Here is a 25,774-nt window from a genome sequence, read left to right on the forward strand (position 1 = left end):
CGCGCCTGGGTACGGCGCCCTCGGCGCGCCGGGGGCGTGTTGACGGACGCGGCGTGACGGTCGAAAGCGGGTCCAACCCCGTTTGGACAAGCGCCCGCCCGTACCCGCGATGATGGACAAGACCTTCGAGCCCGCCTCCGTCGAGGCGCGGATCTCCACCGACTGGGAAGAGGCGGGCGCCTTCCGCGCCGGCCGGCCCGAGCGCGCCGGCGCGGCGCCCTATTGCATCGTGATCCCGCCGCCGAACGTGACGGGCTCCCTGCATATGGGCCACGCCCTCAACAACACGCTGCAGGACGTGCTCTGCCGGTTCGAGCGGATGCGCGGCAAGGACGTGCTCTGGCAGCCCGGGACCGACCATGCCGGCATCGCCACCCAGATGGTGGTCGAGCGGCGGATGGCCGAGGCTCAGGAACCCGGCCGCCGGGAGATCGGCCGCGAGGCCTTCGTCGAGAAGGTCTGGGCCTGGAAGGCGGAATCCGGCGGCGGCATCGTCAACCAGCTGAAGCGCCTCGGCGCCTCCTGCGACTGGTCGCGGGAGCGCTTCACCATGGACGAGGGCCTGAGCCGCGCGGTGCTCAAGACCTTCGTGGAGTTGCACCGGCAGGGCCTGATCTACCGCGACAAACGCCTCGTGAACTGGGACCCGAAGTTCCAGACCGCGATCTCGGATCTGGAGGTCCAGCAGGTCGAGGTGAAGGGCCATCTCTGGCACTTCGACTATCCCGTGGTCGACGCGGCCGGCAACGAGACCGGCGCCGTCATCACGGTGGCGACCACGCGGCCCGAGACGATGCTGGGCGATACCGGCGTCGCGGTCCATCCCGAGGACGAGCGCTACACGGCGCTGGTCGGCAAGCGCGTGCGCCTGCCGCTGGTCGGCCGCCTGATCCCGATCGTCGCCGACGACTATTCCGATCCCGAGAAGGGCACCGGCGCGGTCAAGATCACCCCGGCGCACGACTTCAACGACTTCGAGGTCGGCCGCCGCCACGATCTCGGCCTGATCAACGTCCTCGACGCCGAGGGCCGGATGCTGCTCGACGGCAATGCGGCCTTCCTCGACGGGACGTCTCCCGAGCCGGAGGCGCTGGCGCTCCACGGCCGCGACCGGGCGCAGGCGCGCAAGGATGTGGTCGCCCTGATGGAGGCGCGCGGGCGCCTGCGCACGATCGAGCCGAACACCCATGCGGTTCCCCACGGCGACCGTTCGGGCGTCGTCATCGAGCCGTATCTCACCGATCAGTGGTACGTGAACGTCAAGCCGCTCGCCGAGCGCGCGCTCCAGGCGGTGCGCGACGGGCAGACGAAGTTCGTGCCCGAGGCCTACGAGAAGACCTTCTTCCAGTGGCTCACCAATATCGAGCCCTGGTGCATCTCGCGCCAGCTCTGGTGGGGCCATCAGATCCCGGTCTGGTACGACGCCGAAGGTGGCGTCTTCGTCGCCGAGAGCGAGGACGCGGCGCTGGCCGCGGCCGCCGCGAAGCACGGCCGGCAGGTCGCGCTCACCCGCGACGCGGACGTGTTGGACACGTGGTTCTCCTCGGCGCTCTGGCCGTTCTCGACGCTCGGCTGGCCCGATTCGACCCCGGAACTCACCCGATTCTACCCCACCAACACCCTGGTGACCGGCAAGGACATCCTGTTCTTCTGGGTCGCCCGGATGATGATGATGGGCCTGCACCTCACCGACCGGGCGCCCTTCGACACGGTCTACCTGCACACCCTGGTGCGGGACGCGTCGGGCGCGAAGATGTCGAAGTCGAAGGGCAACGTCGTCGATCCCCTCGACCTCATCGAGAAGATGGGCGCGGACGCCCTGCGCTTCACGCTCTGCGCGCTCGCCGTCCAGGGCCGCGACATCAAGCTGTCGGAGGACCGGGTCAAGGACTACCGGAACTTCACCACCAAGCTCTGGAACGCGGCCCGCTTCGCCGAGCTGAACGGCTGCCGCCTGGATCCGGCCTTCGACCCGCGCGCCGCCACGGGCGCCATCAACCGCTGGGCGCTCACCGAGGCGGCCCGGGCGGTCGGCGAGGTGACGGCGGCGCTGGACGCCTTCCGGTTCAACGACGCGGCGAGCGCGGCCTACCGCTTCGTCTGGAACATCTTCTGCGACTGGTACCTCGAACTCGCCAAGCCCGTGCTGCAGGGCGAGGGTGTGGACCCCGCGATTCGGAGCGAGACGCAGGCGAGCGTGGCGTTCCTGATCGATCAGGTCGCCAAGCTCCTGCACCCGTTCATGCCGTTCCTCACGGAGGAGCTGTGGGCGATCAAGGGCGCCGGGCTGCCCGAGCGCGGCCTCCTGACCCTGTCGTCCTGGCCGGAGCTCGCCGGCCTCGCCGATGCCGCGGCCGAGGCCGAGGTCGGCTTCGTGGTCGATCTCGTCAGCCAGATCCGTTCGGCCCGCTCCGAGACGAACGTGCCGGCCGCATCGCAGATCCCGCTGGTGATGGTCGGCTCGAGTTCGGAGGTTCGGGCCAGGGTCGAGGCGTGGCGGGACACGCTGCTGCGCCTCGCGCGCCTCTCCGAGATCACCTTCGCGGAGACGCCTCCGAAGAACTCGGTCCAGCTTCTGGTGCGGGGCAGCGTCGCCACGCTGCCACTGGAGGGCGTCGTCGACCTCGCCGCCGAGGTGGGGCGCCTCCAAAAGGAGAAGGGCAAGGCGGAGGGCGAGATCAAGAAGATCGACGCCAAGCTCGGCAATGCCGACTTCGTCGCCCGCGCCCCTGAGGAGATCATCGAGGAGAACCGCGAGCGGCGGGAGACCCAGGCGGCCTTGCTCGCGAAGATCGAGGAGGCGCTCGCGCGGCTGAGCGGGGATTGATCGCCGGTTCCGACCCAGCACGGGCCGGCGCGTTGTGAGGTTATCCGTTCGCGCTATCTATGCGCAGATATCCCCGACGCATCTTTAAAGGCATCATGTGATGCGTTAAATGATGCGTCACATGGGGGTGCGCCGTGCGGACGACGATCAACCTTGATGACAATCTCGTGGACGAGGCACGGCGATACTCCGGCATCAGCGAGAAGTCGGAGCTTCTGCGTGAGGCCCTGCGGGCGCTCATTCAGCGCGAGGTATCCCGGCGCATGATCCTCCTCGGCGGAAGCGATCCGACAGCCGAGGCCGGTCCGCGCCGCCGCTCTGAGCCGTGATCATCATCGACACGAGCGTCTGGATCGACCATCTCAGAAACGCCGACCCTATCCTGATCGCGCTCCTCGGCGAGGGACGCCAGCGCGTTCATCCCTACGTCATCGGCGAACTTGCACTCGGAAACCTGCGCGATCGTACGACCGTGCTGACTTTCCTCGAGCGGATGCCGCGAGCCCAGCTTGCAGAGCCGGACGAGGTCATGCGCTTGATCAAAGATCGCGTGTTGCACGGTCTCGGCATCGGCTATGTCGACGCGCATCTCCTGGCATCCGCGAAACTGATGCCCGGTTCCAGACTCTGGACACGCGACCGCCGCTTGTCCGCCGTGAGCGAGCGGCTCGGACTGAGTTACCAAGCGATCAACTGAGATCACCAGCGGGATCCATCGTACCAGCGAGCGTCGAGGCAGTCGCTGAGCGACCTGTCCAAACCGTAATGTGACCGCCACGCCCGGGTCAGGGGCCGACCTCTAGACCGATCGCATCGAACGCCGCGTGAGCCGGCGTCGTCCCGATCATCCCCGAGAGGTTGAGACTCCCCATGACCGAGACCCGTCCTTCCGGCCGCACCTCGCGCCGCGCCCTCGCTTCGGTGGCGGCTGCCGCGCTGATCGCCGGCGGCGCGCTGGGCAGCGGATACCTGCCCTCCGCCACCCCGGCCTACGCCCAGGCCCTGCCCAAGTCGCCGATCGAGGCCCCCGAGCATCCGCCGGGCTCCTTTGCCGGCATCGTCAACAAGGTGAAGCCGGGCGTGGTCTCGGTGAAGGTCAAGCTCGACGATTCGGCCAGCAGCAGCGATGACGAGGATGGGCCGAACCAGGGCCGCAACCTCCAGAACGTACCGCCGCAGCTGCGCGAGTTCTTCAAGCGCTTCGGCCAGAACGGCCCCGGCGGCATGCAGCCCCAGCACCAGGGCCCGCGCGGCGCGGTCGGCTCCGGCTTCATCATCTCGGCCGACGGCTACGTGGTGACCAACAACCACGTCGTGGACCACGCCAAGACCGTGCAGGTGACCCTCGACGACGGCCGCACCCTCGACGCGAAGGTGATCGGCAAGGATGCCAAGACCGACGTCGCGCTCCTGAAGATCACGGAGGGCTCGAACTTCCCCTACGTGCAGTTCGGCAAGGCCGCGCCGCAGGTCGGCGACTGGGTCGTGGCGATCGGCAACCCGTTCGGCCTCGGCGGCACCGTGACCGCCGGCATCGTCTCGGCCCGCGGCCGCGACATCGGCGCCGGCCCCTACGACGACTTCCTGCAGATCGACGCCCCGATCAACAAGGGCAACTCCGGCGGCCCGACCTTCAACGTCAACGGCGAAGTGGTCGGCATGAACACCGCCATTGCGTCCCCCTCGGGCGGCAGCGTCGGCCTCGCCTTCGCGATTCCCTCGGAGACCGTGCAGGCGGTGGTCGATCAGCTCCGCACCGACGGCAAGGTCGCCCGCGGCTATCTCGGCGTGCAGATCCAGCCGGTGACGCAGGACATCGCCGAGGGCCTCGGCCTCGACAAGGCCAAGGGCGCCCTGGTCGACCACGCCGAGAACGGCACCCCGGCGGCCAAGGCCGGGCTGAAGGCCGGCGACGTGATCGAGAAGGTCAACGGCGACACGGTCGACAGCGCCCGCGAGCTGTCGCGCAAGATCGCCGGCATGAAGCCCGGCGCCAAGGTCGAGCTGAGCTACCTACGCGGCGGCAAGTCCGACACCGCCACGGTGACGCTCGGCACCATGCCGACCGACGGCACCAAGATGGCCAGCCGCGACGAGGATTCGGGCAACGGCCAGCCGCGGCTCGGCCTGCAGCTCGCTCCGGCCGGTGATGTCGGCCTGTCCGATCAGGGCGTCGCGGTGGTCCAGGTCGATCCGGATGGTCCGGCCGCCGCCAAGGGCATCGAGGCGGGCGATGTGATCCTCGATGTCGGCGGTCAGAGCGTGTCCCGGCCGGCGGACGTGGCGGCTCAGATCCGGGCGGCGGAGTCCAGTGGGCGCAAGGCCGTGCTGATGCGGGTGAAGAGCGGCAAGGGCCAGACCCGCTTCGTGGCGGTCTCGCTCAGCAAGAACGCCGGCTGAGGCCGGTTCTCCCCGGCGCGGGGTTTTCGCCCCGCGCCGTCTCGTGATGACCTCCGACTGGCGCCGGCTGTATAGGCCGGCGCTTTTTCGTGCATCGATGGGTTCGCCTCGGCAGGGCGCGACAGACCCCTCAGTCCGCCGCGGCTGCCTCACCCGCGGGAACGCCGAGCCCCGGCCCAAGCCGCGCCCGGCACCGCCCGAGGGCCGCGAAAGCCGCGTTCGAATCCTTGGCCAGACGCATGAGGTCCCCCAGCCGCGCCCTTCCCCGGGCAAAGGCGAAGAACACCGCCGCGATGTCGGGCTCGCCGTCCGCTGTCAGCGCTTCCGCGGCGAAGGCCGGCAGCGCCTGACTGGCGGGGTCGCAGATCACCCGCAAGGCCGCGAAGGGCAGGCCGTGCCGGCCCGCGAAGGCCGCGGCCACGTGCGATTCCATGTCGACCGCTGCTGCGCCGGTCGTGGCCCGCAGCTCCGTCTTGCCGTCGACGGCGAGCACCGCCGTATCGACACCCGCCAGATCCGCCGCGATCACACGGGAGCCGACGCCCGAGAGCCTGTTGAGCAGCGTGGCCGACAGGTCGAGATCGGCCGCGCGCCGGCCGTCCTCGCTGACGACGCCGGTTCCGACCACCACGTCGCCCGGCTTGAGGGCGGGATCGAGCCCCCCCGCAATGCCGAAGCTCACGACCGCCCGGCAGCCGGGGGGTACGCGCGCGTCGAGAAGTTGGCGCAGACGATGCGGGTTGCCGCCGGCGCCCACGGCCTCGACGCCTGCCCCGGCCGCCATACGGCGCTCGCGGGCGAGGCCGGTGACGGCCAGGACGGGGGCTTTCGGGTCGATCATGGTCCGCTGGTGGACCAGTCCCGCAAGGTCCGCAAGCAGACGCGAACGCCGCGGGGCGGTGGCGGGTTGATCCTGCGGAGAACGGGGCACACCCGCGCCCGCGGAATCGCTGTCTGAGGAGGCCACGTGTCGGATACCGGGGCTCGCAGGTCGGTCACCGGGACGGTCGAACGCGCCGCGACCCGGTGGCGAGAGGGGCCAGCCCGTCCGGACCGGCCCCGTCGCATCACATGCCGAACTGGACGCGCCGGCTGTTGGTTCGCTTGAGGTTGCGGAAACGCGCCATCGCCCAGAGCGGGAAGAACTTCGGGTAGCCATGATACCGCAGGTAGAACACCCGCGGGAAGCCCGTCGCCGTGTAGCGCTCCTCCTTCCAGAACCCGTCCGCGCCCTGCGTGCGGGTGAGGAAGTTGATGCCCCGGGTGACCGCCGGATCGTCGACCGCGCCCGCCGCCATCAGGGCGAGCAGCGCCCAGGCGGTCTGCGAGGCGGTGGACGAGCCGGGCTCGAAGGCCGGATCGATCTTGTACGAGGAGGCATCCTCGCCCCAGCCGCCATCCGGGTTCTGGATGCGGATCAGCCAGGACACGGCCTTCTGGATCCGCGGATCGGCCGGATCGACCCCGGCGGCGTTGAGGGCGCACAGCACCGACCACGTGCCGTAGATGAAGTTCATGCCCCAGCGGCCGTACCACGAGCCGTCCTCCTCCTGGTCGTTGAGGAGGTAGTTCACGCCGCGGTCCAGCGCCCGGGAGGACTCGCGGGTCTCGCCGAGCTGGGCCAGCATCCCGACCACGCGGGCCGTCACGTCCGCGGTCGGCGGGTCGAGCAGCGCCCCGTGATCCGAGAACGGGATGTGGTTCAGGTACATGTGGTTGTTGTCGGCGTCGAACGCCGCCCAGCCGCCATCCTCCGATTGCAACCCCTCGACCCATTCCCGGGCGCGGGCGATCGCGGCCTTGTAGTCCGGCATGCCGGCGACCAGCCCGTGCTGGTGCATCGCCCGGTCCATGGCCATCACCACCACGGCGGTGTCGTCGAGGTCGGGGTAGTGGGCGTTGGCGTACTGGAACGCCCAGCCGCCCGGCCGGACCTTCGGCTTGCGCGCTGCCCAGTCGCCGACGATGTCGAGCACCTGACGGGGCTTCAGCCAGTCCAGGCCGGCACGCGCATGCGCCTCGGCCTCGGGGCCGCCGGCCTCCAGCAGGGCATGGCTCGCCAGGGCCGTATCCCAGACCGGCGAGACGCAGGGCTGGACGTAGGCCTCCTCGGCCTTCTCGACTACGAGCTTCTCGATGGCGTCGCAGGCGACGCGGACCTGCGGGTGATCGGGCCGATAGCCCATCACCTCGTACATCAGCACCGAGTTGACCATGGCGGGGAAGATCGCCCCCAGGCCATCCTCGCCGTTCAGGCGCTCGCTGACCCAGGCGCGGGCCTTCTCCATGGCCCGTTGCCGGCTCTTGCGCGGCATGCGGTCCTCGACCAGCTGGAGCATCCGGTCGATGAAGCCGAAGATCGGCGTCCAGGGCCAGGTCGCGTGCGGCGAGCCCGGCCAGCGCCGGACGCTCTCGGGCGGCGTGATGAACAGCTCCTGGATGCTGATGCCGCGCGGGTTGCGCGCCCGGGGCTTCGTCGCCTGGAGCACGAACAGCGGCACCACGGTGGTGCGGGCCCAGTAGCTGATCTTGTCGAGGTGGAACGGGAACCACTTCGGCAGGAACATCACCTCGACGGGCATCACCGGCACGGCGCGCCACGGCACCTCGCCGTAGAGCGCCAGCATGAAGCGGGTGAAGACGTTGGCGTTGGCCGCCCCGCCGCGCGACAGGATCGCCTCACGGGCCCGGCGCATGTGCGGGGCCTCGATGTCGTCGCCGATCATCTTCAGGGCGAAATACGCCTTGACCGTGCAGCTCATGTCGAAGGGCCCCTCGTGGACGAGGGCCCAGCCGCCGTGACGGCCCTGGGTGCGGCGCAGGTAGTTGCCGATCTTGGCCTCCAGGCCATCCCGGATCTGCGTGCCGCGGAACTGGTGGAACAGGATGTACTCGGACGGGATCGTGGCATCCGCCTCGAGTTCGAAGCAGATATGCCCGTCGTCCTGGGCCAATGCCGTGAGGGCACGCGTCGCCTGCGCGACACCGCGCTCGACATCGTCCAGCGAGATCCCCTGCGTCTTCGACCGCTGAAGCGGCTCGACTTTGCTTACGGCCTCTCTCATCATCCTCGACCTCGAACACCCGCCTCGCGGCGGACGTATGCCTCAAGCTGCGCCGCGCAGCCGGGTTCCGGCGCGCGCGACAGATCCGGCGCGCAGGGCGCGCGCGGCCGTCTTGCCCGAACGGATCGCTCCCTCGATCGTCGACGGCAGACCGGTTGCGGTCCAGTCGCCTGCCAGGACGAGATTGCTATGGGCGGTTTCGGCCCCCGGGCGGCGCGCGGCTTCCGCCGGCGTCGCCGCGAAGGTCGCACGCTTCTCCTTTACGATCTGCCAGCTGGGCAGTTCCGGGGCAAGGTCACACAACCGTGCGATCTCGGACCAGATCTGGCGGGCGAGATCCTCGCGGGACACGTCGAGGAGCCTGTCGGCACCGCTGATCGTCACCGAATAGCGGTCCGGATAGGCGAACAGCCACTCCGTGAGGCTGTTGACGACGCCGAGCACCAGCGGGCTGCCGGGCTTGGGCACAATCGCAAAATGCGCGTTCACGATGGAGCGGAATTCCACCGGGGCGAGGAGACCGGGCAACACCTCGCGGGCGACCCACGGGGGCAGCGCCAGCACGATCCCGTCCTCGGGACCGATCGCCTCCGCACCGTCCGAGAACTGGAGCTGGGCGACCCGGCCCTCCGCCAGATCGAGGCCGCGCAGGCGCCGGCCGAACCGGATCTCGCAGCCGCGGGCCGTCAGGTAACGCAGGGCGGGATCGACGAACGCGTAGGACAGGCCCTCCACCGCCACCAGCGGTCGGCAGGCCTTGCCGCCGGCCCCCAGGGTCTCGCGCAGGATCCGGGCGGCCAATCCGACATCGCTGTCGCGCGGCTCGGTGTTGAGGGCGGCGAGCAGCACCGGATGCCAGAGCCGCCGGTAGAGGTCGCCCTCGCAGGCCATGTGGGCGCCGATCGTGCCGCCCGCCCCCTCGGCCTTGCCGGAGGCCGCCCGCAGGATGCCGAGCGGCGCGAGGTAGTCGCGCGCCTTCGTGCCGGGGACGCGGCGGGACGGGCTCATCACCCACCAGGGCAGCCGCCCGGCATTGGGGCGCAGGCGCCAGCGCTCGCCGGTGGCGAGGTCGGCGAAGTCGAATTCGGCCGCGTCCGGCCCGACGAGGGCGTCGGCGGGGGCGCCGATCGTCTTGAGGAAACCCAGGGCGTCGGCGTTGCCGGAGAGCAGCAGGTGGTTGCCGTTGTCGAGGGTCAGGCCCAGCGCCGGATCGTAGTAGGAGCGGCAGCGCCCCCCCGCCTGCTTGGCGGCCTCGTGCAGCACCACCCGCGCGCCGGCCTCGGCCAGCGCGACGGCGGCGGACAGCCCGGCGAGACCGGCCCCGACGACGTGAACGGTTCCCATCAGATCAGGCCATGCCGGAGGACGACGCCGAGCAGCGCACGCTTGCCGGGCTTCACCCGGGCCCGGGGCATGGCCCAGCCGCGGGCGAGCACGGCCTTCAGGTAGAGATGATAGGCTGCCGCCATCAGGCGGGCCGCCTTGGTGGCCTTGCGCGGGCTGCGCCGGATGATCTCCCAGGTCGCCTGGTAGTGCTCCTCGGCCTCCCGGGCCAGCGAGATGCAGACCTCGCCGATGCGGGGGTGGCTGATCGCCTCGACCGGGGTCGGATCGATGAGCCCGATCGCCTGGAGCTTCTCGCGCGGCAGGTAGAGGCGCCCGCGCTCGGCATCCTCGTCGATGTCGCGCAGGATGTTGGTGAGCTGGAGCGCCCGCCCCTCGTGCCAGGCGAGCCGGATGCCGTCCGCCTCCGGCATGCCGAAGATCCGCACCGACAGGCGGCCGACCGCGCTCGCGACCCGGTCGCAATAGAGGTCCAGGGTCTCGGCGTCGGGGGCGACGATGTCCTCCATCGCGTCCATCGCCATGCCGTCGATGACCGCCTGGAAATCCTCGCGCTTGAGATCGAAGCGGCGCACCGGCTCGACGAGCGGCTGGACCCGCGGGACCGGGCGTCCGGCATAGAGGGCGTCGATGTCGGCGCGCCAGCGGTCCAGCTCGGCCTGCCGCACCGGTCGGGTGCCGCCGTCATCGGCCACGTCGTCGACCGCCCGGCAGAAGGCGTAGACCGCGTACATCGCCTCCCGCCGCTCCTTCGGGAGCAGGCGCATGGCCGTGTAGAAGGAGGAGCCGGCGGCCGGGAGGGCCGGGGCCGGCTCGGTCCCGGCCGGGGCGGGCGTCGCGGTGGCGCTCACGACCGGAATCCCTGCGAGCGCATCCCCCGGGCAGCGGCCCGCACGGTCCGGAACCGCAGGGGGCGGCGCACCAGCGTGGCGGCGACCCCGCCGAGCGCCGTGAGCGCGAAGGCGCGCTTGCTGTGGTGGACCTTTTCGGAGAGTGGATCGCGCTCCAGCAGGCCCCGGGCGAGGACGACGGCGAGGCGGTGGATCGCGGCGATCTCCATCGAGAGGCGCAGATCGTCGATCAGGTCGGGCAGGACCGCGCCCTCGTCGAGCAGGTCGAGGCAGTTCTGCGCCAGCTCGCGGATCACCGCCAGGAGCTGCGGCGGCGCCGTGGCCTCGCCCAGCATGTCGACGGTGGCGCCGTGGCGGTCGAGGCAATCCTGCGGCAGGTATACCCGGTCGAGGGCGGCGAAGTCCTTGCCGCAATCCTGGAGGTGGTTGATCACCTGCAACGCCGCGCAGATCGCGTCGGAGGGCCCCCAGACCCGAGTCGGATCCTCGCCGTGGACGTCGAGGACGAAGCGCCCCACCGGCATCGCCGAGTAGCGGCAATAATGGATCAGCTCGTTCCAGTCCGCGTAGCGGTTCTTCCGGGCGTCCATCCGGAAGGCGTCCAGGAGTTCGAGCGCGTGGCGGGGCGGCAGGACCCGCGTGGCCAGTTCGCGCTTCAGCGGCGCGGCCTCCGGATCGGCCGGGCCGGCCCCGGTCAGCGCGTCGGCCAGCCGGTCGAGGAGCTCGATCTTGCGCTCGGGCGACAGGTCCGCATGGTCGGCGACGTCATCGCCGGCGCGGACGAAATTGTAGAAGGCCAGGATCGCGCCGCGGTGCTGCGGATGGATCAGGTGCGAGGCGACCGGAAAGTTCTCGTCGCGATGCCCCTTGCCGGAGCGGGCCGCGGTGGCGGTGTCGAGGGTACTCATGTGAGATATCCGGCCTCCCGGAACCATGCGATCGCGTCCGACAGGCCCTCGCGATAGGGCCGGGCCGTGTAGCCCAGCTCCGCACGGGCCTTGCGATCGGAAAAGAACATGCGGTAGCGCGACATGCGGATACCGTCGATCGTCGCGAAGGGCTGCTTGCCCGTCACCCGTGCGGCGAGCTGCGCGAAGAACGCCACCGGATAGACCGCCGCACGCGGCAGGTTCACCGTCGGCGGCTTGCGACCGACCATGCCGGCGATGTCGGCCAGCATCTGCGACAGGAACACGTCCTCGCCGCCCAGGATGTAGCGCTCGCCGATCCGGCCCTTCCGGAGGGCGAGCAGATGGCCCTGCGCCACGTCGTCCACATGGGCGAGGTTGAGGCCGGTATCGACGAAGGCCGGCATCTTGCCGAGCGCCGCCTCCTGGATGATCCGGCCCGTCGGCGTCGGCTTCACGTCGCGGGGACCGATCGGCGTCGAGGGATTGACGATCACGGCCTTGAGCCCGTCCCGGACCACCATCTCCTCGACCACGCGCTCGGCCACGACCTTGCTGCGCTTGTAGGCGCCGATGGCGGTCTCGGGCGTCAGCGGCATGGTCTCGTCGGAGGGGGTCACGCCGTCGGCCGGCGGTTTGATCGTCGCGACGCTCGACGTGTAGACGACCCGCTCGATGCCGGCCTCCAGGGCGGCGCGCATCATCAAGCGCGTGCCGTCGCGGTTGGTCCGGACGATCTCTTCCATGTCGGGCGCCCAGAGCCGGTAATCGGCCGCGGCGTGGATCAGATAGCGCTGGCCGCGCATCGCCGCCGCCACGGCGGCCGGATCGCGCATGTCGCCCTCGGCGATCTCGACGTCGGTCCAGGTGAGATTGGTCCGCGGGCTCGACGCGCGCACGAGGATGCGCACCGGGAAGCCGGCGCGACGGAACACGTCGACCAGGGCCGAGCCGAGGAAGCCGCTCGCGCCGGTGATCAGCACGGGGCCGACCTCGGGAGAGCCGGGGATTGTGGCCTCTGCCATCGGGGATCTGGAGGGTTACCGTCTCTCGGCGGGGCCGGGGATGGCCGGCCGCGCCGCGCTTGTGTCACCGAACCGCCTGAGCGGCAAGCTGAGGCGGCGGGGATGGATAATCTGGGGCCGCTGCGCGGCACTTCCTGTGCTGGGTCCCGGGTCGCATTCCGCTTTCGCTGCATGCGCCCGGGAAAGGGGCCGCGTGTTCTATCCTCCACGGCCCCTCTCCCGGACAGGTGCAGCTGAGCGGAACCTGATCCGGGATCCAACACAGGACTCGCCGCGACAGCGGCCCCTCCGATCAGGCGAGCCGCAGCCGCGACCGCCCTTCCTTGCGCTCCGGCAGGGTATCGAGCGCCATCTTGACGATGCTGTCGGCGTCGAGCCCGGCCTCGGCGTACATCTTCTCCGGGCTGTCGTGATCCTGGTAGGCGTCCGGCAGCGTCATCGTCCGCACCCGGACCCCGCCCGCATCCAGCGCGCCCTTCTCGGCCAGCAGGTGCAGCACCATCGCCCCGAACCCGCCCCGCGAGCCCTCCTCGATCGTGATCAGCACCGCGTGGTCCCGCGCCAGATCCAGCACCAGCGCCTCGTCCAGCGGCTTGGCGAACCGCGCATCCGCGACCGTCACGGCCACGCCCTGCTCGGCCAGCGCGTCCGCCGCCTTCAGCGCCTCCGCCAGTCGCGTGCCGAGCGACAGGATCGCCACCCGCGCCTCCGCGTCCCGCCGCACCACCCGGCCCTTGCCGATCGGCAGTACCTCGCCCCGCTCCGGTAGCTCGACGCCCACGCCCTCGCCGCGCGGGTAGCGCAGCGCGATCGGGCCCGTGTCATGGGCATGCGCGGTCGCCACCATGTGGACCAGCTCGGCTTCATCCGCCGCCGCCATCACCGTCATGTTGGGCAGGCAGCACAGGTAGGCGAGGTCGAACGCGCCGGCATGCGTCGCGCCATCGGCGCCGACCAGACCGGCCCGGTCCATGCAGAACCGCACGGGCAGGTTCTGCAGCGCCACGTCGTGCACCACCTGGTCGTAGGCCCGCTGCAGGAAGGTCGAGTAGATCGCCACGAACGGCCGGTAGCCCTCGGTCGCCAGCCCGCCCGCGAAGGTCACCGCGTGCTGCTCGGCGATGCCCACGTCGAAGGTCTTGTCCGGGTGCGCTTTTCCGAAAAGATCGATGCCGGTGCCGCCCGGCATCGCCGCGGTGATCGCCACCACCTTGTCGTCGGCGTCGGCCGCCTTGATCAGGCTCTCGCCGAACACCCGGGTGTAGGCCGGCGCGTTGGGCTTGGCCTTGGCCTGCACGCCCGAGACCACGTCGAACTTGACCACCCCGTGGTAGCGGTCGGCGGAGGCTTCCGCCGGCGCGTAGCCCTTGCCCTTGCGGGTGACGACGTGCAGCAGGATCGGGCCGTGCTCGGCGTCGCGCACGTTCTTGAGCACCGGCAGCAGGTGGTCGAGGTTGTGCCCGTCCACGGGGCCGACATAGTGGAAGCCCATCTCCTCGAACATCGTGCCGCCGCCCACCACCAGCGAGCGGGCGTACTCCTCGGCCGCGGCGGCGCGCTGGTAGATCGCCTTCGGCAGGAGCTTGCCGAGCTGCTTGGCGGTCTCGCGCAGGGACTGGTAGGCGCCGCCCGATGCCAGCCGGGCGAGGTAGGCCGACATGGCGCCCACGGGCGGGGCGATCGACATGTCGTTGTCGTTGAGGATGACGATCAGGCGCGAGTGCAGGGCGCCGGCGTTGTTGAGCGCCTCGTAGGCCATGCCGGCCGACATCGAGCCGTCGCCGATCACCGCGATGGCGTTGCGGCGCTTTTGCGCGCCGCCGGTCTGCTTGGCGGTGGCGTTGTCGAGGTCGCGGGCGACCGCCATGCCGAGCGCGGCGGAGATCGAGGTCGAGGAATGGGCCGCGCCGAAGGGATCGTAGACGCTCTCGGAGCGCTTGGTGAAGCCCGACAGGCCGCCGCCCTGGCGCAGGGTGCGGATGCGGTCGCGGCGCTCGGTGAGGATCTTGTGCGGGTAGCACTGGTGTCCGACGTCCCAGACGATGCGGTCGTCGGGGGTGTCGAACACGTGGTGCAGGGCGACGGTCAGCTCGACGACGCCGAGCCCGGATCCGAGATGGCCGCCGGTGATCGAGACGGCGTCGATCATCTCGGCGCGCACGGCCTCGGCCACCGCCGGCAGCTCCGATTCGGGCAGGCGGCGCAGGGCGGCGGGGTTCGGGACACGATCCAGCAACGCCGATTGCTCAGGTGATATCGCCAATGGTCGCATCCGCTCGTTCGAGTGTGGCGACGGCCGCTTCGCGTGCCCTCGGCCCTCGCGATGCAGGCACCCGGAGGTCCGCGTTCATGCTAGAACCCGCCCGTCCGCCGCTGTCATGATAGTGCCAGTTACGGATGATCGGCGCCCCGATCAATGTCAGAGCGTCGTTTTTTTCAGTTACGTGCCTTCACCGCCACAAGAGGTCCGCCTTTGAGTCCCGCTCGTCTGTGCACAATCCTGCTCACGCTGGCGATTACGGGTAACGGCCAGGCTTACGCCGCGCCGCGACCGGTGGATGGCAACCTGGACTTCCTCTGCAACTTCCTGGGCGATTGCCCGCTCCGGCTCGCCCCGGGGGCCCCGGATCGCGACGTCCGGCCCTTCACCCGGTCCCTCGGCCAGCCCTGCGCATGGCGGGACCGTCCGACGCCGGAGGGCCTGCGGCGGGTGCGCGTATGCTGGTGACCCCGCACCAGGGGCTCTTTGCCGCGGCCCTGTTGCTCGTCCTGGTCTCCGGTCCGGCGGCGCGGGCCGAAGAGGCCTGCCCGGCCCTGTTCGCCACCGGGCAGGCGCCGGTCCTCACCAATCCAAAGCTCGCGGTGCGGACGGTCCCGCTCTGCTTCGAGGCCTTCGCGGTGCTGCATTCCGGGGTGACGCGCACGCCGCTCTATTCCGCCGAGCATCTGACCCGCGCCAGCGTCGCCGCGGCGCGCACCGTGGCGCGGGACGATGCCTTCCACGAGGAGCCCCGGCTTCCGGCGGATGAGCGCGCCGCGCTGGAGGATTACGTCCGTAGCGGCTACGACCGGGGCCATCTCGCGCCGGCGGGCGACATGCCGACCCTGAGCGCCCAGGCCGAATCCTTCAGCCTCGCCAACATCGTGCCGCAGAACCGGGTGCTGAACCGCGGCCTCTGGGCCGATATCGAGGAGAGCACCCGGCGGCTGGCGACCCGGCGCGGCTCGATCTTCGTGGTAACCGGGGTGATCTTTTCCGGGGACGCGGTGCAGCAGATCAAGGGCGGCGTGCTGGTGCCGACCCAGCTGTTCAAGGCGCTCTACGACCCGGCGAGCGGCGAGGCCGGCGCCTATCTCGCCCGCAACGACGACTCGAAGCACTGGCACGCGGTCTCGATCGACGATTTGCGCGGCCAAGCCGGGATCGACGTCTTCCCGGGCCTCCCCGCGGTCGCCCGGGCGACCGCGATGACCCTGCCGGATCCCCACGCCTCCGCCCGCGCCGACGAGCACCGCCCCCGCCACGAGCCGACGTGGCAGGACTGGCTCCAGCGCGAACTCCACCGCGCCCTGCGCAAGTTCGTCCGCGACGTGATCCGCGCGATCTTCTGAGAGGGATCCATGCAACAGGACAAGCACCGCGCCAAGGCCGAGCAACCGTCCGATTCCTTCGCGCCCTACGCGGACGAGGCTGGGGTGCGCACGATCGGAGCCCTCAGCTTCGAGAACGGCACCGACCGGATCGCCCTCCACGGATCCCTCGACCTGACCCGGGACAAGGCCGGCCTCACCCAGGCCCGCCTGCTCAAGCAGACGCTCGACGCCATCGTGAAGGCCCTGGAAGGCGAAGACCTGCCCGACACCGTGGCCGAGGCCCCGGAGGCGGCGCCGAATTCGGTCCCGAACCCGTTCGCCTGAGCGCCCGGTAGAGGGGGATCACGACGGCATCCTTGCCGGGTCCCGGCGGGCCTGATAGTCGATCAGCGTCATTCCTATATCGTCGGGGCGTGCGTACAGGACGGGGGATGGGCCCCGCGCCTGCCCCGTGCCGCTGGCACGCACCGCGCATCCCGCACACCACGCCGAGGATTTCCGCGATGGCTCGCGAATTCATCTACCATATGAAAGGCCTGACCAAGGCCTATACCGGCGGCAAGAAGGTCCTGGATAACGTCAACCTGTCGTTCTACCCGGACGCCAAGATCGGCGTGCTCGGCATCAACGGCTCCGGCAAGTCGACGCTGCTCAAGATCATGGCGGGGATCGACAAGGAGTTCACCGGCGACGGCTGGGTCGCGCAAGGGGCGCGCGTCGGCTACCTGCCGCAGGAGCCCCAGCTCGATCCGAACAAGTCCGTCCGCGAGAACGTGATGGAGGGCGTCGCCGAGAAGCAGGCCATGCTCGACCGCTACAACGAGCTCGCCATGAACTACTCGGAGGAGACCGCCGACGAGATGACCGAGCTCCAGGACCGGATCGAGTCCCTGGGCCTCTGGGAGCTCGATTCGAAGGTCGATCAGGCCATGGAGGCGCTGGGCTGCCCGAGCGACGAGCAGCCGGTCGCGACCCTCTCGGGCGGCGAGCGTCGCCGCATCGCGCTGTGCCGCCTGCTCCTGTGGGAGCCGGAGCTGCTGCTCCTCGACGAGCCGACCAACCACCTTGACGCCGAGACGGTGAACTGGCTCGAAGGCCACCTGCGTCAGTATCCGGGCGCGATCCTGATCGTGACCCACGACCGCTACTTCCTCGACAACGTCACGAGCTGGATCCTGGAGCTCGATCGCGGCAAGGGCATCCCGTACGAGGGCAATTACTCGGCGTGGCTGGTCCAGAAGCAGAAGCGCCTGGAGCAGGAGGGCCGCGAGGACATGGCCCGCCAGCGCTCCATCGCCCGCGAGCAGGAGTGGATCGCCGCCTCCCCGAAGGCGCGCCAGTCGAAGTCGAAGGCCCGCATCACCCGCTACGAGGAGCTGGTCGCCCGGCAGGCGCAGAAGATCGACGCCGCGGCCCAGATCGTCATCCCGATCGACGAGCGCCTCGGCAACAACGTCATCGAGTTCGAGCACCTGAACAAGGCGTTCGGCGACCGGCTGCTGATCGAGGACCTGTCGTTCAAGCTGCCGCCGGGCGGAATCGTCGGCGTGATCGGTCCGAACGGGGCCGGCAAGACCACCCTGTTCAAGATGATCACAGGCCAGGAGAAGCCGGACGGCGGCAAGATCGAGATCGGCGAGACGGTCAAGCTCGGCTATGTCGACCAGTCGCGCGACGCCCTCGATCCGAACGCCACGGTCTGGCAGGAGGTCTCGGGCGGCAACGACATCATCTATTTCAACAAGCGCGAGATCAATTCGCGCGCCTATTGCGCGGCCTTCGCGTTCAAGGGGCCCGACCAGCAGAAGAAGGTCGGCACCCTCTCGGGCGGCGAGCGCAACCGCGTCCACCTCGCCCGGACCCTGAAGGGCGGCGCCAACGTGCTGCTGCTCGATGAGCCGACCAACGACCTCGACATGGAGACCCTGCGCGCCCTGGAGGATGCGTTGGAGGATTACGCCGGCTGCGCGGTGATCATCAGCCACGATCGCTGGTTCCTGAACCGGATCGCGACCCACATCCTGGCCTTCGAGGGCGACAGCCACGTGGAGTGGTTCGAGGGCAACTTCTCCGACTATGAGGCCGACAAGGTCCGGCGGCTTGGGGCGGATTCGATCATGCCGAAGAAGATCAAGTACAAGCGGTTCTCGCGCTGAGGCGTGGGGGCGAGGTTTTTCGGAAGATGCACACTTTTGTCCTCCCCGGTGCGGTCTGAACCATCGACCCGTCTTCATCGGACAGGCGGTGAAGGGAACCGCGCATCCCCCTCCCCCCCCTGCGGGGGAGGGTGGCCCCCGAAGGGGGTCGGGAGAGGGGCAGCGCGACGAGGCAGAAGTGGGCTCGGCCTTCATGTCAGGCGAGGCCCTGACTGAACCGTCGTTCCCCTCTCCCCCCTGCTGCGCAGGATACCCTCCCCCGCAGAGGGGGGAGGGAGGGCGCGTGGCAGGCCGGGATCGCCAGATCGGTCAACCCGACGAGGATCCCAAGCCCGACGTGTAAAACTGCAAGCCCGTGCGAGTAAGAGAGCGTATCGCGTCCGAGGTTGTGGAGCGTCGTTAGCCACAGAGCCGCGACCGCGCCTCCGCCAGGATCGCCGACAGGCTCTGGGTCAGGGGGATGACCGGCTTCCACCCTGTGGCCGCCATGAAAGCCGCGGGGTCACAGCCCTCGGCGCGGGTGCTCTTGTCACGCACGCGGTCGGACACGACCCGGACCGTGAAGGTCGCCTCCGTCATATCGCGCAGCGCATTGAGGATGCCGGAGACCGGGGTCACGGTGCCCGATCCGACATTGTAGATGCCGCCGTCCGGCAGATCCGCGAGCCGCTCGGTCACGCGGAGGCAGGCTGTGGTGAGATCGGCCACGTCGAAGAAGTCGCGTCCCGCCGAGAGATCGCCGACCTCCAGATACGGGGGCGCGAGCCCGCGCTCGATCCGGGCGATCTGGCCGGCGAGGGAGGCGACCACGAAGGTCTCGGCCTGCCCCGGCCCGATGTAGTTCGACGGCCGGAGCACGAGGTGCTTGACGCCGGCATGCGCCAGCACGTCGCGCAGGATGTACTCGCAGGCGGTCTTGGTCCGCCCCGAGATCGTGTCGGGCCGCGGGGTCACGCCCTCGTCCGGGCAAGGCCGGATCCGGAACGCCTCGCCGTAGACCACGCTCGCGCTCAGGAACACGAGGGTCGCGCGGGTCTTCGCCAAGGCCTCGGCGAGGTTCAGCGTGCCGAGGAGATCCGCCCGCCAGGCGAAGGACGGCGTTTCGCTCGACTGGGCCACCGAGGCGAGGGCCGCGAGGTGGAACACCAGGGTCGGATCGAAATCCGCCACCGCCTCGGAGAGACGCCCGGCATCGAACGGATCGACACAGAGGAACGTCGCGCCGTCGAGCGGGGGCTGGGGAGCACGGTCGATGCCGAGGATACGGCTGCCGGGCGGCAGGTCCCGGCGCAGCGCCTCGAGCAGGCGGCGGCCGAGATAGTCTCCGGCTCCGGTGACGAGGACGCGCATGAACCCTGCCCCTGCCCGGCACCGTCGCTGGCGGCCGGGATCGATCCGCCGCGTCTATACCGCAGCCGCCCGCGAGGCGAGCGGCGTTCGCCGCAGGGCGTCGGACAGCGGCCATCCGCAACCGGCTTTCGTCCACGGGCGAACACAGACGCGTGATCGGCACAGTCTGCGGCGGCGCTCGTATTGCGCCGCGGCATCCTCACGCCATGTCCGGCCGCACCGCACGCGATGATGACCTGAGTTGAAGAGCATCGACGATCTCGAACGTCCGGCCGCCGGTTCGCCCCAGCAACCGGCTGCGGACCTGGCGCAGGCGCCGCGCCCCGCAAAGCCCATCCGGGACGCGCGGGTCGATGTGCTGCGCGGTCTCGCGCTGCTGACGATCTTCGTCGACCACATCCCGCGCAACGCCCCGGCCCTGTTCACGCTGCACAATTTCGGCTTCTCGGATGCCGCCGAGATCTTCGTGCTGCTGGCGGGCTACTCCTCGATGATCGCCTATGGCGGCCTGTTCCGCCGGGCCGGAATCCGGACGACGCTGGTGCGCATCGCCCGGCGCTGCCTGCGCATCTACCTGTTCCAGGCCGGGCTGCTGCTCGCCACGCTGATCATCGTCCGGATCTGGATGGATCTGACCGGGCTCGTGCCGCGATTCGGCGTGGCGCCCCTGCTCCAGATGGGGCTCATACCGGGCCTGCTGCGCGGGCTCGCGCTGAACGCGCTGCCCAACTACCTCGACATCCTGCCGCTCTACATCCTGCTGCTGGCCCTGTTCCCGCTCGTCCATGTCGGGATGCGGCGCAGCGTCTGGGGCGTGCTGGCGTTGTCCGGCGCCGTCTGGCTCGCCGCCAACCTCGATCATCAGCTCAACCTGCCGAACGCGGCAGCGGTCGATGACGGGTGGTACTTCAACCCGTTCGCGTGGCAGTTTCTGTTCGTGATCGGGGCCGCCCTGGCGCTCGCGGTCCGGGCCGGCGACGGGCTGCTGCCCTGGCGCAACTGGGCCGCTGCGGCGGCGGGTCTCTATCTCGGCTTCGCGCTGCTCCAGGGCGGATCCTGGGACGCATGGGGTCTGCCGGATCCCAGGCCGCTTGCGATCCCGGTGCCCGACAAGGGCCATGTCGGCCCCCTGCGCCTGCTCAACATCCTGGCCCTGATGTACCTGTTCCTCAGCGCCCCCGCGGTGGCGCGCCTCTGCCGATGGCGCCGGCTCCGCTTGGTCGATGCCTGCGGACGGCACTCGCTGGAGATCTTCGCGGCCGGGTGCCTGGCGGCGCTTATCGGCCGCATCCTCTATCGGACGTTCGACGCCACATGGCCGCTTCAGGTCGCGGTCAATCTCGGCGGCGTCGCGGTGATGCTGAGCCTCGCGCACATCCTGGATGCGCGGGCACGGCGCCAGGACGCCCGGCGATAGTCGGCAGCCGGCCGGTACAGAATGAGGACGGACGATGCCGCCGATGCGCCGCAAGGGCGACCTGCCGCAGAAGATCTGCGAACAGTGCGGCAAGCCGTTCGCGTGGCGGAAGAAATGGGCGCGCGTCTGGGACGAGGTGCGCTACTGCTCCGACCGGTGCCGGGCCGAGGCGCGCACGGCGCGCAGGCGGGCCGAGGCGGAGACCTGATCGGTCAGCTCAACGCGGCGAGCGCGGCCGGCGTGTCGATGTCGAGACCGGTGGCCGCGTCGCCGGGGATTTCCAGCACATCCGTCCGCCCCCGGAGAAGCGGACCCGCGCCGTGGTCGCCGCGCAGCTGCGCGATGTCCGCGCCGAGGCGGCGCAGGTTCAGGAGCACCGGGTTGCCGGAACGCCCGTCCCGCACAGGCACCACGGCGGCCGGCTCCAAGGCCGCGTCCGCGAAGGCCGTCACGAGGCGGTCGATATGGGCGGCCGTCACCCGCGGCATGTCGCCGAGCACCACCACGGCGGCGGTGCAGGATGCCGGCAGTGCTCCGAGCCCCGCCCGCAGCGAGGTAGCGAGCCCGGCGGCATGATCGGGGTTCTCCACGCAGGTCAGGTCGAGGCCATCGAGCGCCGCCCGGACCGCATCCGCGTGCGCGCCCAGCACGGCGATGACCGGGCGCGGCCCGGCGCCCAGGGCGGCCTCGGCGGCGTGGCGGACGAGCGGCTTCCCGTCGAGCTGCGCGAGCAGCTTCGGCTCCGGACCGAACCGAATGCCGCGGCCCGCGGCGAGCAGGATCGTCCCGATCTCAGGCATCGGCGTCGCCGACGGTCTCGCCACCGGCGCGGGGCTGCGGCCGGGAAACGATCTCCATGAGCAGGCCTCCGACCCCCAGGGCGACGATGTCGGCCCGAGTCACGGTCAGATCCGCCAGCAGGCGGTGCAGGATCCAGTCGAAGCCGTTCTCCTTCGGCGAGCGCGCGCAGCCCGGGGCGCCGATCACCGGGACGCCGCCGCGGTTTCCGACGAGCAGCAGGTTGCCGGGATCGACCGGCATCCCGAGATGGGCGACCCGGCCCCCGGCGGCCTCGATCCCGGCCGGGATGACGTCGCGCCGGTCGGCGATGGCCGAGGCGCCGAACACCACCACCAGATCGGCCCCGGCGCCGTCGATCGCCCCCGCCAGGGCATCCGCGACGGACTCGGCGGCATGCGGCACCCGGGTCTCGGCCACGATGTTTGCACCCGCGGGGGTGAGGCGCTCGGCCAGCACCCGGAGGGTCTTGTCGATCGTCGCCTCCTTGAGGCTCGGCAGCCGGGTCGAGATCACCCCCACCCGGCGGCGGCGATAGGGCGCCACCGCGAGCGCCCCGCCCCCGGCCGCCGCGCAGGCGCGGTCCAGCACCGCTCCCGGCACCGCGTAGGGGATGATCTTGACGGTCGCCACCATCTCGCCCGCCACCACCGGCTTGAACCGGGGGAGCGTCGCGACCGTCACGGCCTCGTCGACCGCGTTCGCGGCATCGATCCGGGCCGGATCCAGGGTCAGCACCCCGGCCATCTCGGCGAAGAGGTTGCTGCGGCCGGTGAAGGGCGCCTCCACCCGCAGGTTCGGGCCGGCCAAATGGGACGCGAGGCGCGCCGCGGCGGCATCCTCGCCGATATCGCCCGGTTCGAGGGCGGCCGTCACGATCTCCGACAGGCCGGACCGGGCCAGATCCGCCGCCAGATCCGGGGGGATCACCGCGCCCTTGCGCAGGGTGACCCCGTCCCGCCGAACGGTATGGGCGCTGATCAGCCCGGCCGCCTCCGCGATCGGGACGGGACCGAACCTCACGCGGCCTCCGGACGGGGCACGCGGCGCAGGGCGGCCACGACCTCGCCGAGCACGGCGAGCGCGATCTCGGCGGGGCTCACGGCCCCGATGGGCAGCCCGATCGGAGCCCGGATCCGACCGATCTGCTCAGGGGTGAACCCGGCCTCGGTGAGCCGGGCGACACGGGCCGCATGCGTCTTCCGGGAGCCGAGGGCGCCTACGTAGAAGCATTCCGCGGCGAGCGCCGCCTTCAGCGCCGGGTCGTCGATCTTCGGATCATGCGTCAGGGCGGCGAGCGCGCAGTAGCGGTCGAGGGTCGGCACGCGGGAGCCCAGGACGGCATCCGGCCATTCCGCCACGAGCTCGACGCCCGGGAACCGCTCCGGCGTGGCGAAGGCGGTACGCGGGTCGATCACCGTGAGCGCGAGATCGAGCCCTGCCGCCATCGGCGCCATGGCCTGCGAGATGTGGACGGCGCCGATCACCACGAGCCGGACCGGCGGCACGTGGACGGTCAGGAACAGCGTGCGCCCGTCCGCCTCCACGAGTCCGCTCCTGGCCGAGGCGAGATGCTTGGCGAGCACCGGGCCGAGCGGGTCGGCAGCGATCGCCGATTCCCGGACGAGGCGCTGCGTGCCGTCGGCGATGTCGGTGACCAGGATGGCGGCCCGGCGGGCGGCCCGCTCGGCGTTGAGTTCGGACAGCAGGTCGGCGCGCATCAGTCGACCCGCTCGACGAAGACCCGGATCCGCCCGCCGCAGGACAGGCCGGCCCGCCACGCGGTCTCGTCGGCGACGCCGAATTCGAGGACGCGCGGTACGCCGGCCTCGATGACCTCGATGGCCTCGGTGATGACCGCGCCCTCCACACATCCGCCCGAGACGGAGCCCAGGAAGTTGCCCGCCTCGTCGACGACGAGGTGGCTGCCCACAGGGCGCGGGGCCGAGCCCCAGGTCTCGATGACGGTGGCGAGCGCCACGGCGCGCCCGTCGCGCCGCCAGGCTTCGGCGGCGGAGAGGATGTCGGTATCGGTGCTGAGCATAGCGCGCGGAAGCCTTCGGCGGGCGCCCCCCGCAGACCTACAGGTATGGCCCCGGCGGCGCGGTGCAAGGCGCGCGCTCCGGGCCGTCAGAGCAGGAAAGGATGGCGCGCGGCGGTCCGCTTGCCTACTCTGTGGCCGCAACCCTGGAGCGGAGACGGCGTCCCGAGCCATGTCCGGCCTGTCCAACCCAAGCCCGGGGATCGGGACGGAGGCGCATGACTGCGATGTGGCGCGTCTACAGCCCGCGCGCGATTGCAGGTCGGTATGCTGTCAGGATGAGGCGCGGGTCCCCTCTCCCGTGCGGGAGAGGTCTGCTTTCGCAGAAAGCCGGGTGAGGGATCAGGTCCTTCAGGACGAGGCGCGCCCTGTCAGCACATCGACTCTGTGCTTGATCCTGAACGTTCTCGACCCTCACCCCAACCCTCTCCCGCACGGGAGAGGGGGTGCGTCGCGCCCTGCCAGCAACGTCGGCGCTTGGCCTGCATGTGAGCACCGGCATCCGCGGAGTGGAGAGTGGGACACGGGACTTCCCGCGCCTCATCCTCAACAGAAAGCCATCCGCCTCGTACCCCCACCACCGCGCCACCGGTGCGCGAGCCCATGAACGCTCCCGATCCGGCCCTCGCGCGGGCACTCCGGAACGATCCGCCCCGTTCCGCGCCGCGTCGGCTGTGGAAGCGCGTCAGCCGGGCGATCGGCGATGTCCTGCCGAAGGGTCTCTACGCCCGCTCGCTGATCATCATCATCGCGCCCGTCGTGCTGCTCCAGTCGGTGATCGCCTATACCTTCATGGAGCGGCACTGGCAGCTGGTTACCAAGCGCCTCTCGGCGGCGGTCACCGCCGACGTCGCCGCGCTGATCGACATCTACGAGAGCTACCCGCAGGACAAGGACGCCGAAACCCTCTCGCGCATCGCCGGCGAGCGGCTGAACCTCGACCTCGACATCCTCAGGGGCGCCAAGCCGCCGCCGCCGGGGCCGCGGCCGTTCTTCTCGATCCTGGACGAGGCCCTCTCGGACGAGATCCAGCGCCAGATCGGCCGCCCCTTCTGGATCGACACGGTCGGCCGCTCGAACCTGATCGAGATCCGGGTGGCGATCCCCGACGGGGTGATGCGCATCACCGCCCGGCGCAGCCAGGCCTACGCGTCGAACTCGCACATCTTCCTCGTCTGGATGATCGGCTCCTCGCTGGTGCTGCTCGGCGTCGCGATCCTGTTCCTGCGCAACCAGATCAAGCCGATCCTGCGGCTCGCCGCCGTGGCGGAGGGGTTCGGCAAGGGCCGGGAGATCGAGTTCCGCCCCCGCGGCGCCCGGGAGGTGCGGCAGGCCGGCCACGCCTTTATCGAGATGAAGCGGCGCATCGAGCGGGCGATGGAGCAGCGCACCACGATGCTGAACGGCGTCAGCCACGACCTGCGCACGATCCTGACCCGGTTCCGCCTCTCCCTGGCGTTGATCGAGCAGACCGACGAGATCGAGGATCTCAGCCGCGACGTCGACGAGATGAGCCGGATGCTCGAGGGCTACCTCGCCTTTGCCCGCGGCGATTCGGCCGAGCCCGCCACGCCCACCGACATGCGCGCCCTCCTCGAGGACCTGCGCACCGATGTGGAGCGGCTGGGCGCCCATGTCTCGGAGGTGGACCTCGCCGGCGCGCCGGAGGTGACCGTGCGCCCCGGCGCCTTCCGTCGCTGCCTGTTCAATCTCGCCTCCAACGCCGCACGCTACGGCGAGACGGTGGCGATCTCCGGCCGTCTCGAAGCCCGGGCGTTTCTCGTGTCGATCGACGATGACGGGCCCGGCATCCCCCCGGAGAGCCGCGAGGCGGTGTTCAAGCCGTTCCTGCGGCTCGACGACGCCCGCCAGGATGCCGGCGGCTCGGGACTCGGGCTGGCCATCGCCCGGGACATCGCCCGTGCCCATGGCGGTGACATAACGCTGCAGGACAGCCCGCTCGGCGGCCTGCGGGCCACGGTGCGGGTCCCGGCCTGA

General features: G+C 70.5%; 22 protein-coding genes. 10 read left to right on the top strand and 12 right to left on the bottom strand.

Going from position 1 to position 25,774, the window contains the following annotated elements; translation table 11 throughout:
• The first annotated feature begins 109 nt into the window (after nucleotides 1-109).
• From AAHG09_RS03560 to AAHG09_RS03575, 4 genes are all read left to right on the top strand, one after another.
• Nucleotides 110-2,827, top strand: coding sequence for a valine--tRNA ligase (locus AAHG09_RS03560; protein WP_342105387.1), 2,718 nt, complete (start codon nucleotides 110-112; stop codon nucleotides 2,825-2,827).
• Between the two features lie 134 nt (nucleotides 2,828-2,961).
• A complete protein-coding gene (locus AAHG09_RS03565) occupies nucleotides 2,962-3,156 on the top strand; it encodes a type II toxin-antitoxin system VapB family antitoxin (protein ID WP_342105389.1) in 195 nt (64 codons plus the stop codon).
• Entirely contained in the window at nucleotides 3,153-3,524 is a 372-nt protein-coding gene (locus AAHG09_RS03570) for a type II toxin-antitoxin system VapC family toxin (RefSeq protein WP_342105390.1), read from the top strand. Before AAHG09_RS03565 ends, AAHG09_RS03570 begins: the two co-directional genes overlap by 4 nt.
• A gap of 173 nt (nucleotides 3,525-3,697) precedes the next feature.
• The gene (locus AAHG09_RS03575) at nucleotides 3,698-5,227 is read left to right on the top strand and encodes a Do family serine endopeptidase (RefSeq protein WP_342105391.1); all 1,530 of its coding nucleotides are present in this window, start codon (nucleotides 3,698-3,700) and stop codon (nucleotides 5,225-5,227) included.
• Between the two features lie 130 nt (nucleotides 5,228-5,357).
• Here the strand turns inward: AAHG09_RS03575 and AAHG09_RS03580 are convergent, their stop codons facing one another.
• The 7 genes from AAHG09_RS03580 to dxs form a co-directional block, all read right to left on the bottom strand.
• Nucleotides 5,358-6,068 carry a phosphorylase gene (locus AAHG09_RS03580; RefSeq protein ID WP_342105392.1) on the bottom strand — a complete coding sequence of 237 codons (711 nt, stop codon included), beginning with the start codon at nucleotides 6,066-6,068 and terminating at the stop codon, nucleotides 5,358-5,360.
• A gap of 226 nt (nucleotides 6,069-6,294) precedes the next feature.
• On the bottom strand, nucleotides 6,295-8,292 hold the full coding sequence (gene shc, locus AAHG09_RS03585; RefSeq protein ID WP_342105481.1) for a squalene--hopene cyclase: 1,998 nt from the start codon (nucleotides 8,290-8,292) through the stop codon (nucleotides 6,295-6,297).
• 42 nt (nucleotides 8,293-8,334) lie between these two features.
• Nucleotides 8,335-9,636, bottom strand: a complete 1,302-nt coding sequence (hpnE, locus tag AAHG09_RS03590; RefSeq protein ID WP_342105394.1) for a hydroxysqualene dehydroxylase HpnE — start codon at nucleotides 9,634-9,636, stop codon at nucleotides 8,335-8,337.
• Nucleotides 9,636-10,487 (bottom strand): presqualene diphosphate synthase HpnD, encoded by an 852-nt coding sequence (gene hpnD / locus AAHG09_RS03595; RefSeq protein WP_342105395.1) that lies wholly within the window; start codon nucleotides 10,485-10,487, stop codon nucleotides 9,636-9,638. Before hpnD ends, hpnE begins: the two co-directional genes overlap by 1 nt.
• Nucleotides 10,484-11,395 carry a squalene synthase HpnC gene (hpnC, locus tag AAHG09_RS03600; protein WP_342105397.1) on the bottom strand — a complete coding sequence of 304 codons (912 nt, stop codon included), beginning with the start codon at nucleotides 11,393-11,395 and terminating at the stop codon, nucleotides 10,484-10,486. Before hpnC ends, hpnD begins: the two co-directional genes overlap by 4 nt.
• Nucleotides 11,392-12,420: a hopanoid-associated sugar epimerase gene (gene hpnA, locus AAHG09_RS03605; RefSeq protein WP_342105398.1), complete on the bottom strand. Its 1,029-nt coding sequence runs from the start codon at nucleotides 12,418-12,420 to the stop codon at nucleotides 11,392-11,394. The genes hpnC and hpnA overlap by 4 nt, the downstream gene beginning before the upstream one ends.
• A 292-nt stretch (nucleotides 12,421-12,712) precedes the next feature.
• A complete protein-coding gene (gene dxs / locus AAHG09_RS03610; RefSeq protein ID WP_342105400.1) occupies nucleotides 12,713-14,692 on the bottom strand; it encodes a 1-deoxy-D-xylulose-5-phosphate synthase in 1,980 nt (659 codons plus the stop codon).
• 446 nt (nucleotides 14,693-15,138) lie between these two features.
• On the opposite strand from dxs, the gene AAHG09_RS03615 reads away from it, so the two are divergent.
• The 3 genes from AAHG09_RS03615 (at nucleotide 15,139) to ettA (ending at nucleotide 18,170) form a co-directional block, all read left to right on the top strand.
• Nucleotides 15,139-16,032: a DNA/RNA non-specific endonuclease gene (locus tag AAHG09_RS03615; protein WP_342105401.1), complete on the top strand. Its 894-nt coding sequence runs from the start codon at nucleotides 15,139-15,141 to the stop codon at nucleotides 16,030-16,032.
• A 9-nt stretch (nucleotides 16,033-16,041) separates the two neighbouring features.
• The gene (locus AAHG09_RS03620) at nucleotides 16,042-16,338 is read left to right on the top strand and encodes a hypothetical protein (RefSeq protein ID WP_342105402.1); all 297 of its coding nucleotides are present in this window, start codon (nucleotides 16,042-16,044) and stop codon (nucleotides 16,336-16,338) included.
• Between the two features lie 179 nt (nucleotides 16,339-16,517).
• Nucleotides 16,518-18,170: an energy-dependent translational throttle protein EttA gene (ettA, locus tag AAHG09_RS03625; protein WP_342105403.1), complete on the top strand. Its 1,653-nt coding sequence runs from the start codon at nucleotides 16,518-16,520 to the stop codon at nucleotides 18,168-18,170.
• Nucleotides 18,171-18,569: 399 nt separating this feature from the next.
• On the opposite strand, the gene AAHG09_RS03630 is transcribed toward ettA, so the two are convergent.
• Nucleotides 18,570-19,520, bottom strand: a complete 951-nt coding sequence (locus AAHG09_RS03630; RefSeq protein WP_342105405.1) for an NAD-dependent epimerase/dehydratase family protein — start codon at nucleotides 19,518-19,520, stop codon at nucleotides 18,570-18,572.
• A 241-nt stretch (nucleotides 19,521-19,761) separates the two neighbouring features.
• Here AAHG09_RS03630 and AAHG09_RS03635 point away from each other — a divergent pair, with 241 nt between their 5' ends.
• Nucleotides 19,762-20,937: an OpgC family protein gene (locus AAHG09_RS03635; protein ID WP_342105407.1), complete on the top strand. Its 1,176-nt coding sequence runs from the start codon at nucleotides 19,762-19,764 to the stop codon at nucleotides 20,935-20,937.
• Nucleotides 20,938-20,971: 34 nt separating this feature from the next.
• Entirely contained in the window at nucleotides 20,972-21,145 is a 174-nt protein-coding gene (locus tag AAHG09_RS03640) for a DUF2256 domain-containing protein (RefSeq protein WP_342105408.1), read from the top strand.
• Nucleotides 21,146-21,149: 4 nt separating this feature from the next.
• Here AAHG09_RS03640 and AAHG09_RS03645 read toward each other — a convergent pair whose 3' ends face one another.
• Genes AAHG09_RS03645 through AAHG09_RS03660 form a run of 4 tightly spaced genes read right to left on the bottom strand, consistent with a single transcriptional unit; the run spans nucleotide 21,150 to nucleotide 23,779 of the window.
• Complete coding sequence (locus tag AAHG09_RS03645; RefSeq protein WP_342105409.1) at nucleotides 21,150-21,737, bottom strand: nucleotidyltransferase family protein; 588 nt, start codon at nucleotides 21,735-21,737, stop codon at nucleotides 21,150-21,152.
• Nucleotides 21,730-22,758 (bottom strand): molybdopterin-binding protein, encoded by a 1,029-nt coding sequence (locus tag AAHG09_RS03650; RefSeq protein WP_342105411.1) that lies wholly within the window; start codon nucleotides 22,756-22,758, stop codon nucleotides 21,730-21,732. Before AAHG09_RS03650 ends, AAHG09_RS03645 begins: the two co-directional genes overlap by 8 nt.
• Complete coding sequence (locus AAHG09_RS03655) at nucleotides 22,755-23,456, bottom strand: XdhC family protein (protein ID WP_342105413.1); 702 nt, start codon at nucleotides 23,454-23,456, stop codon at nucleotides 22,755-22,757. The genes AAHG09_RS03650 and AAHG09_RS03655 overlap by 4 nt, the downstream gene beginning before the upstream one ends.
• The gene (locus tag AAHG09_RS03660; protein WP_342105414.1) at nucleotides 23,456-23,779 is read right to left on the bottom strand and encodes an XdhC family protein; all 324 of its coding nucleotides are present in this window, start codon (nucleotides 23,777-23,779) and stop codon (nucleotides 23,456-23,458) included. The genes AAHG09_RS03655 and AAHG09_RS03660 overlap by 1 nt, the downstream gene beginning before the upstream one ends.
• 600 nt (nucleotides 23,780-24,379) lie before the next feature.
• Here AAHG09_RS03660 and AAHG09_RS03665 point away from each other — a divergent pair.
• Nucleotides 24,380-25,774 carry an ATP-binding protein gene (locus AAHG09_RS03665; protein WP_342105415.1) on the top strand — a complete coding sequence of 465 codons (1,395 nt, stop codon included), beginning with the start codon at nucleotides 24,380-24,382 and terminating at the stop codon, nucleotides 25,772-25,774.

Source organism: Methylobacterium guangdongense, from assembly GCF_038442355.1.
Taxonomy (GTDB): domain Bacteria; phylum Pseudomonadota; class Alphaproteobacteria; order Rhizobiales; family Beijerinckiaceae; genus Methylobacterium; species Methylobacterium guangdongense.

What these genes read in the sequence shown, in the direction of transcription:
- hpnC (WP_342105397.1), bottom strand. Translation starts at nt 11,395, where the DNA reads ATGAGTACCCTCGACACCGCCACCGCGGCCCGCTCCGGCAAGGGGCAT.
- hpnA (WP_342105398.1), bottom strand. Translation starts at nt 12,420, where the DNA reads ATGGCAGAGGCCACAATCCCCGGCTCTCCCGAGGTCGGCCCCGTGCTG.
- AAHG09_RS03655 (WP_342105413.1), bottom strand. Translation starts at nt 23,456, where the DNA reads ATGCGCGCCGACCTGCTGTCCGAACTCAACGCCGAGCGGGCCGCCCGC.
- shc (WP_342105481.1), bottom strand. Translation starts at nt 8,292, where the DNA reads ATGAGAGAGGCCGTAAGCAAAGTCGAGCCGCTTCAGCGGTCGAAGACG.
- hpnE (WP_342105394.1), bottom strand. Translation starts at nt 9,636, where the DNA reads ATGGGAACCGTTCACGTCGTCGGGGCCGGTCTCGCCGGGCTGTCCGCC.
- AAHG09_RS03560 (WP_342105387.1), top strand. Translation starts at nt 110, where the DNA reads ATGATGGACAAGACCTTCGAGCCCGCCTCCGTCGAGGCGCGGATCTCC.
- AAHG09_RS03660 (WP_342105414.1), bottom strand. Translation starts at nt 23,779, where the DNA reads ATGCTCAGCACCGATACCGACATCCTCTCCGCCGCCGAAGCCTGGCGG.
- AAHG09_RS03620 (WP_342105402.1), top strand. Translation starts at nt 16,042, where the DNA reads ATGCAACAGGACAAGCACCGCGCCAAGGCCGAGCAACCGTCCGATTCC.
- AAHG09_RS03640 (WP_342105408.1), top strand. Translation starts at nt 20,972, where the DNA reads ATGCCGCCGATGCGCCGCAAGGGCGACCTGCCGCAGAAGATCTGCGAA.
- AAHG09_RS03575 (WP_342105391.1), top strand. Translation starts at nt 3,698, where the DNA reads ATGACCGAGACCCGTCCTTCCGGCCGCACCTCGCGCCGCGCCCTCGCT.
- AAHG09_RS03615 (WP_342105401.1), top strand. Translation starts at nt 15,139, where the DNA reads ATGCTGGTGACCCCGCACCAGGGGCTCTTTGCCGCGGCCCTGTTGCTC.
- AAHG09_RS03630 (WP_342105405.1), bottom strand. Translation starts at nt 19,520, where the DNA reads ATGCGCGTCCTCGTCACCGGAGCCGGAGACTATCTCGGCCGCCGCCTG.
- dxs (WP_342105400.1), bottom strand. Translation starts at nt 14,692, where the DNA reads ATGCGACCATTGGCGATATCACCTGAGCAATCGGCGTTGCTGGATCGT.
- AAHG09_RS03665 (WP_342105415.1), top strand. Translation starts at nt 24,380, where the DNA reads ATGAACGCTCCCGATCCGGCCCTCGCGCGGGCACTCCGGAACGATCCG.
- ettA (WP_342105403.1), top strand. Translation starts at nt 16,518, where the DNA reads ATGGCTCGCGAATTCATCTACCATATGAAAGGCCTGACCAAGGCCTAT.
- AAHG09_RS03645 (WP_342105409.1), bottom strand. Translation starts at nt 21,737, where the DNA reads ATGCCTGAGATCGGGACGATCCTGCTCGCCGCGGGCCGCGGCATTCGG.
- AAHG09_RS03580 (WP_342105392.1), bottom strand. Translation starts at nt 6,068, where the DNA reads ATGATCGACCCGAAAGCCCCCGTCCTGGCCGTCACCGGCCTCGCCCGC.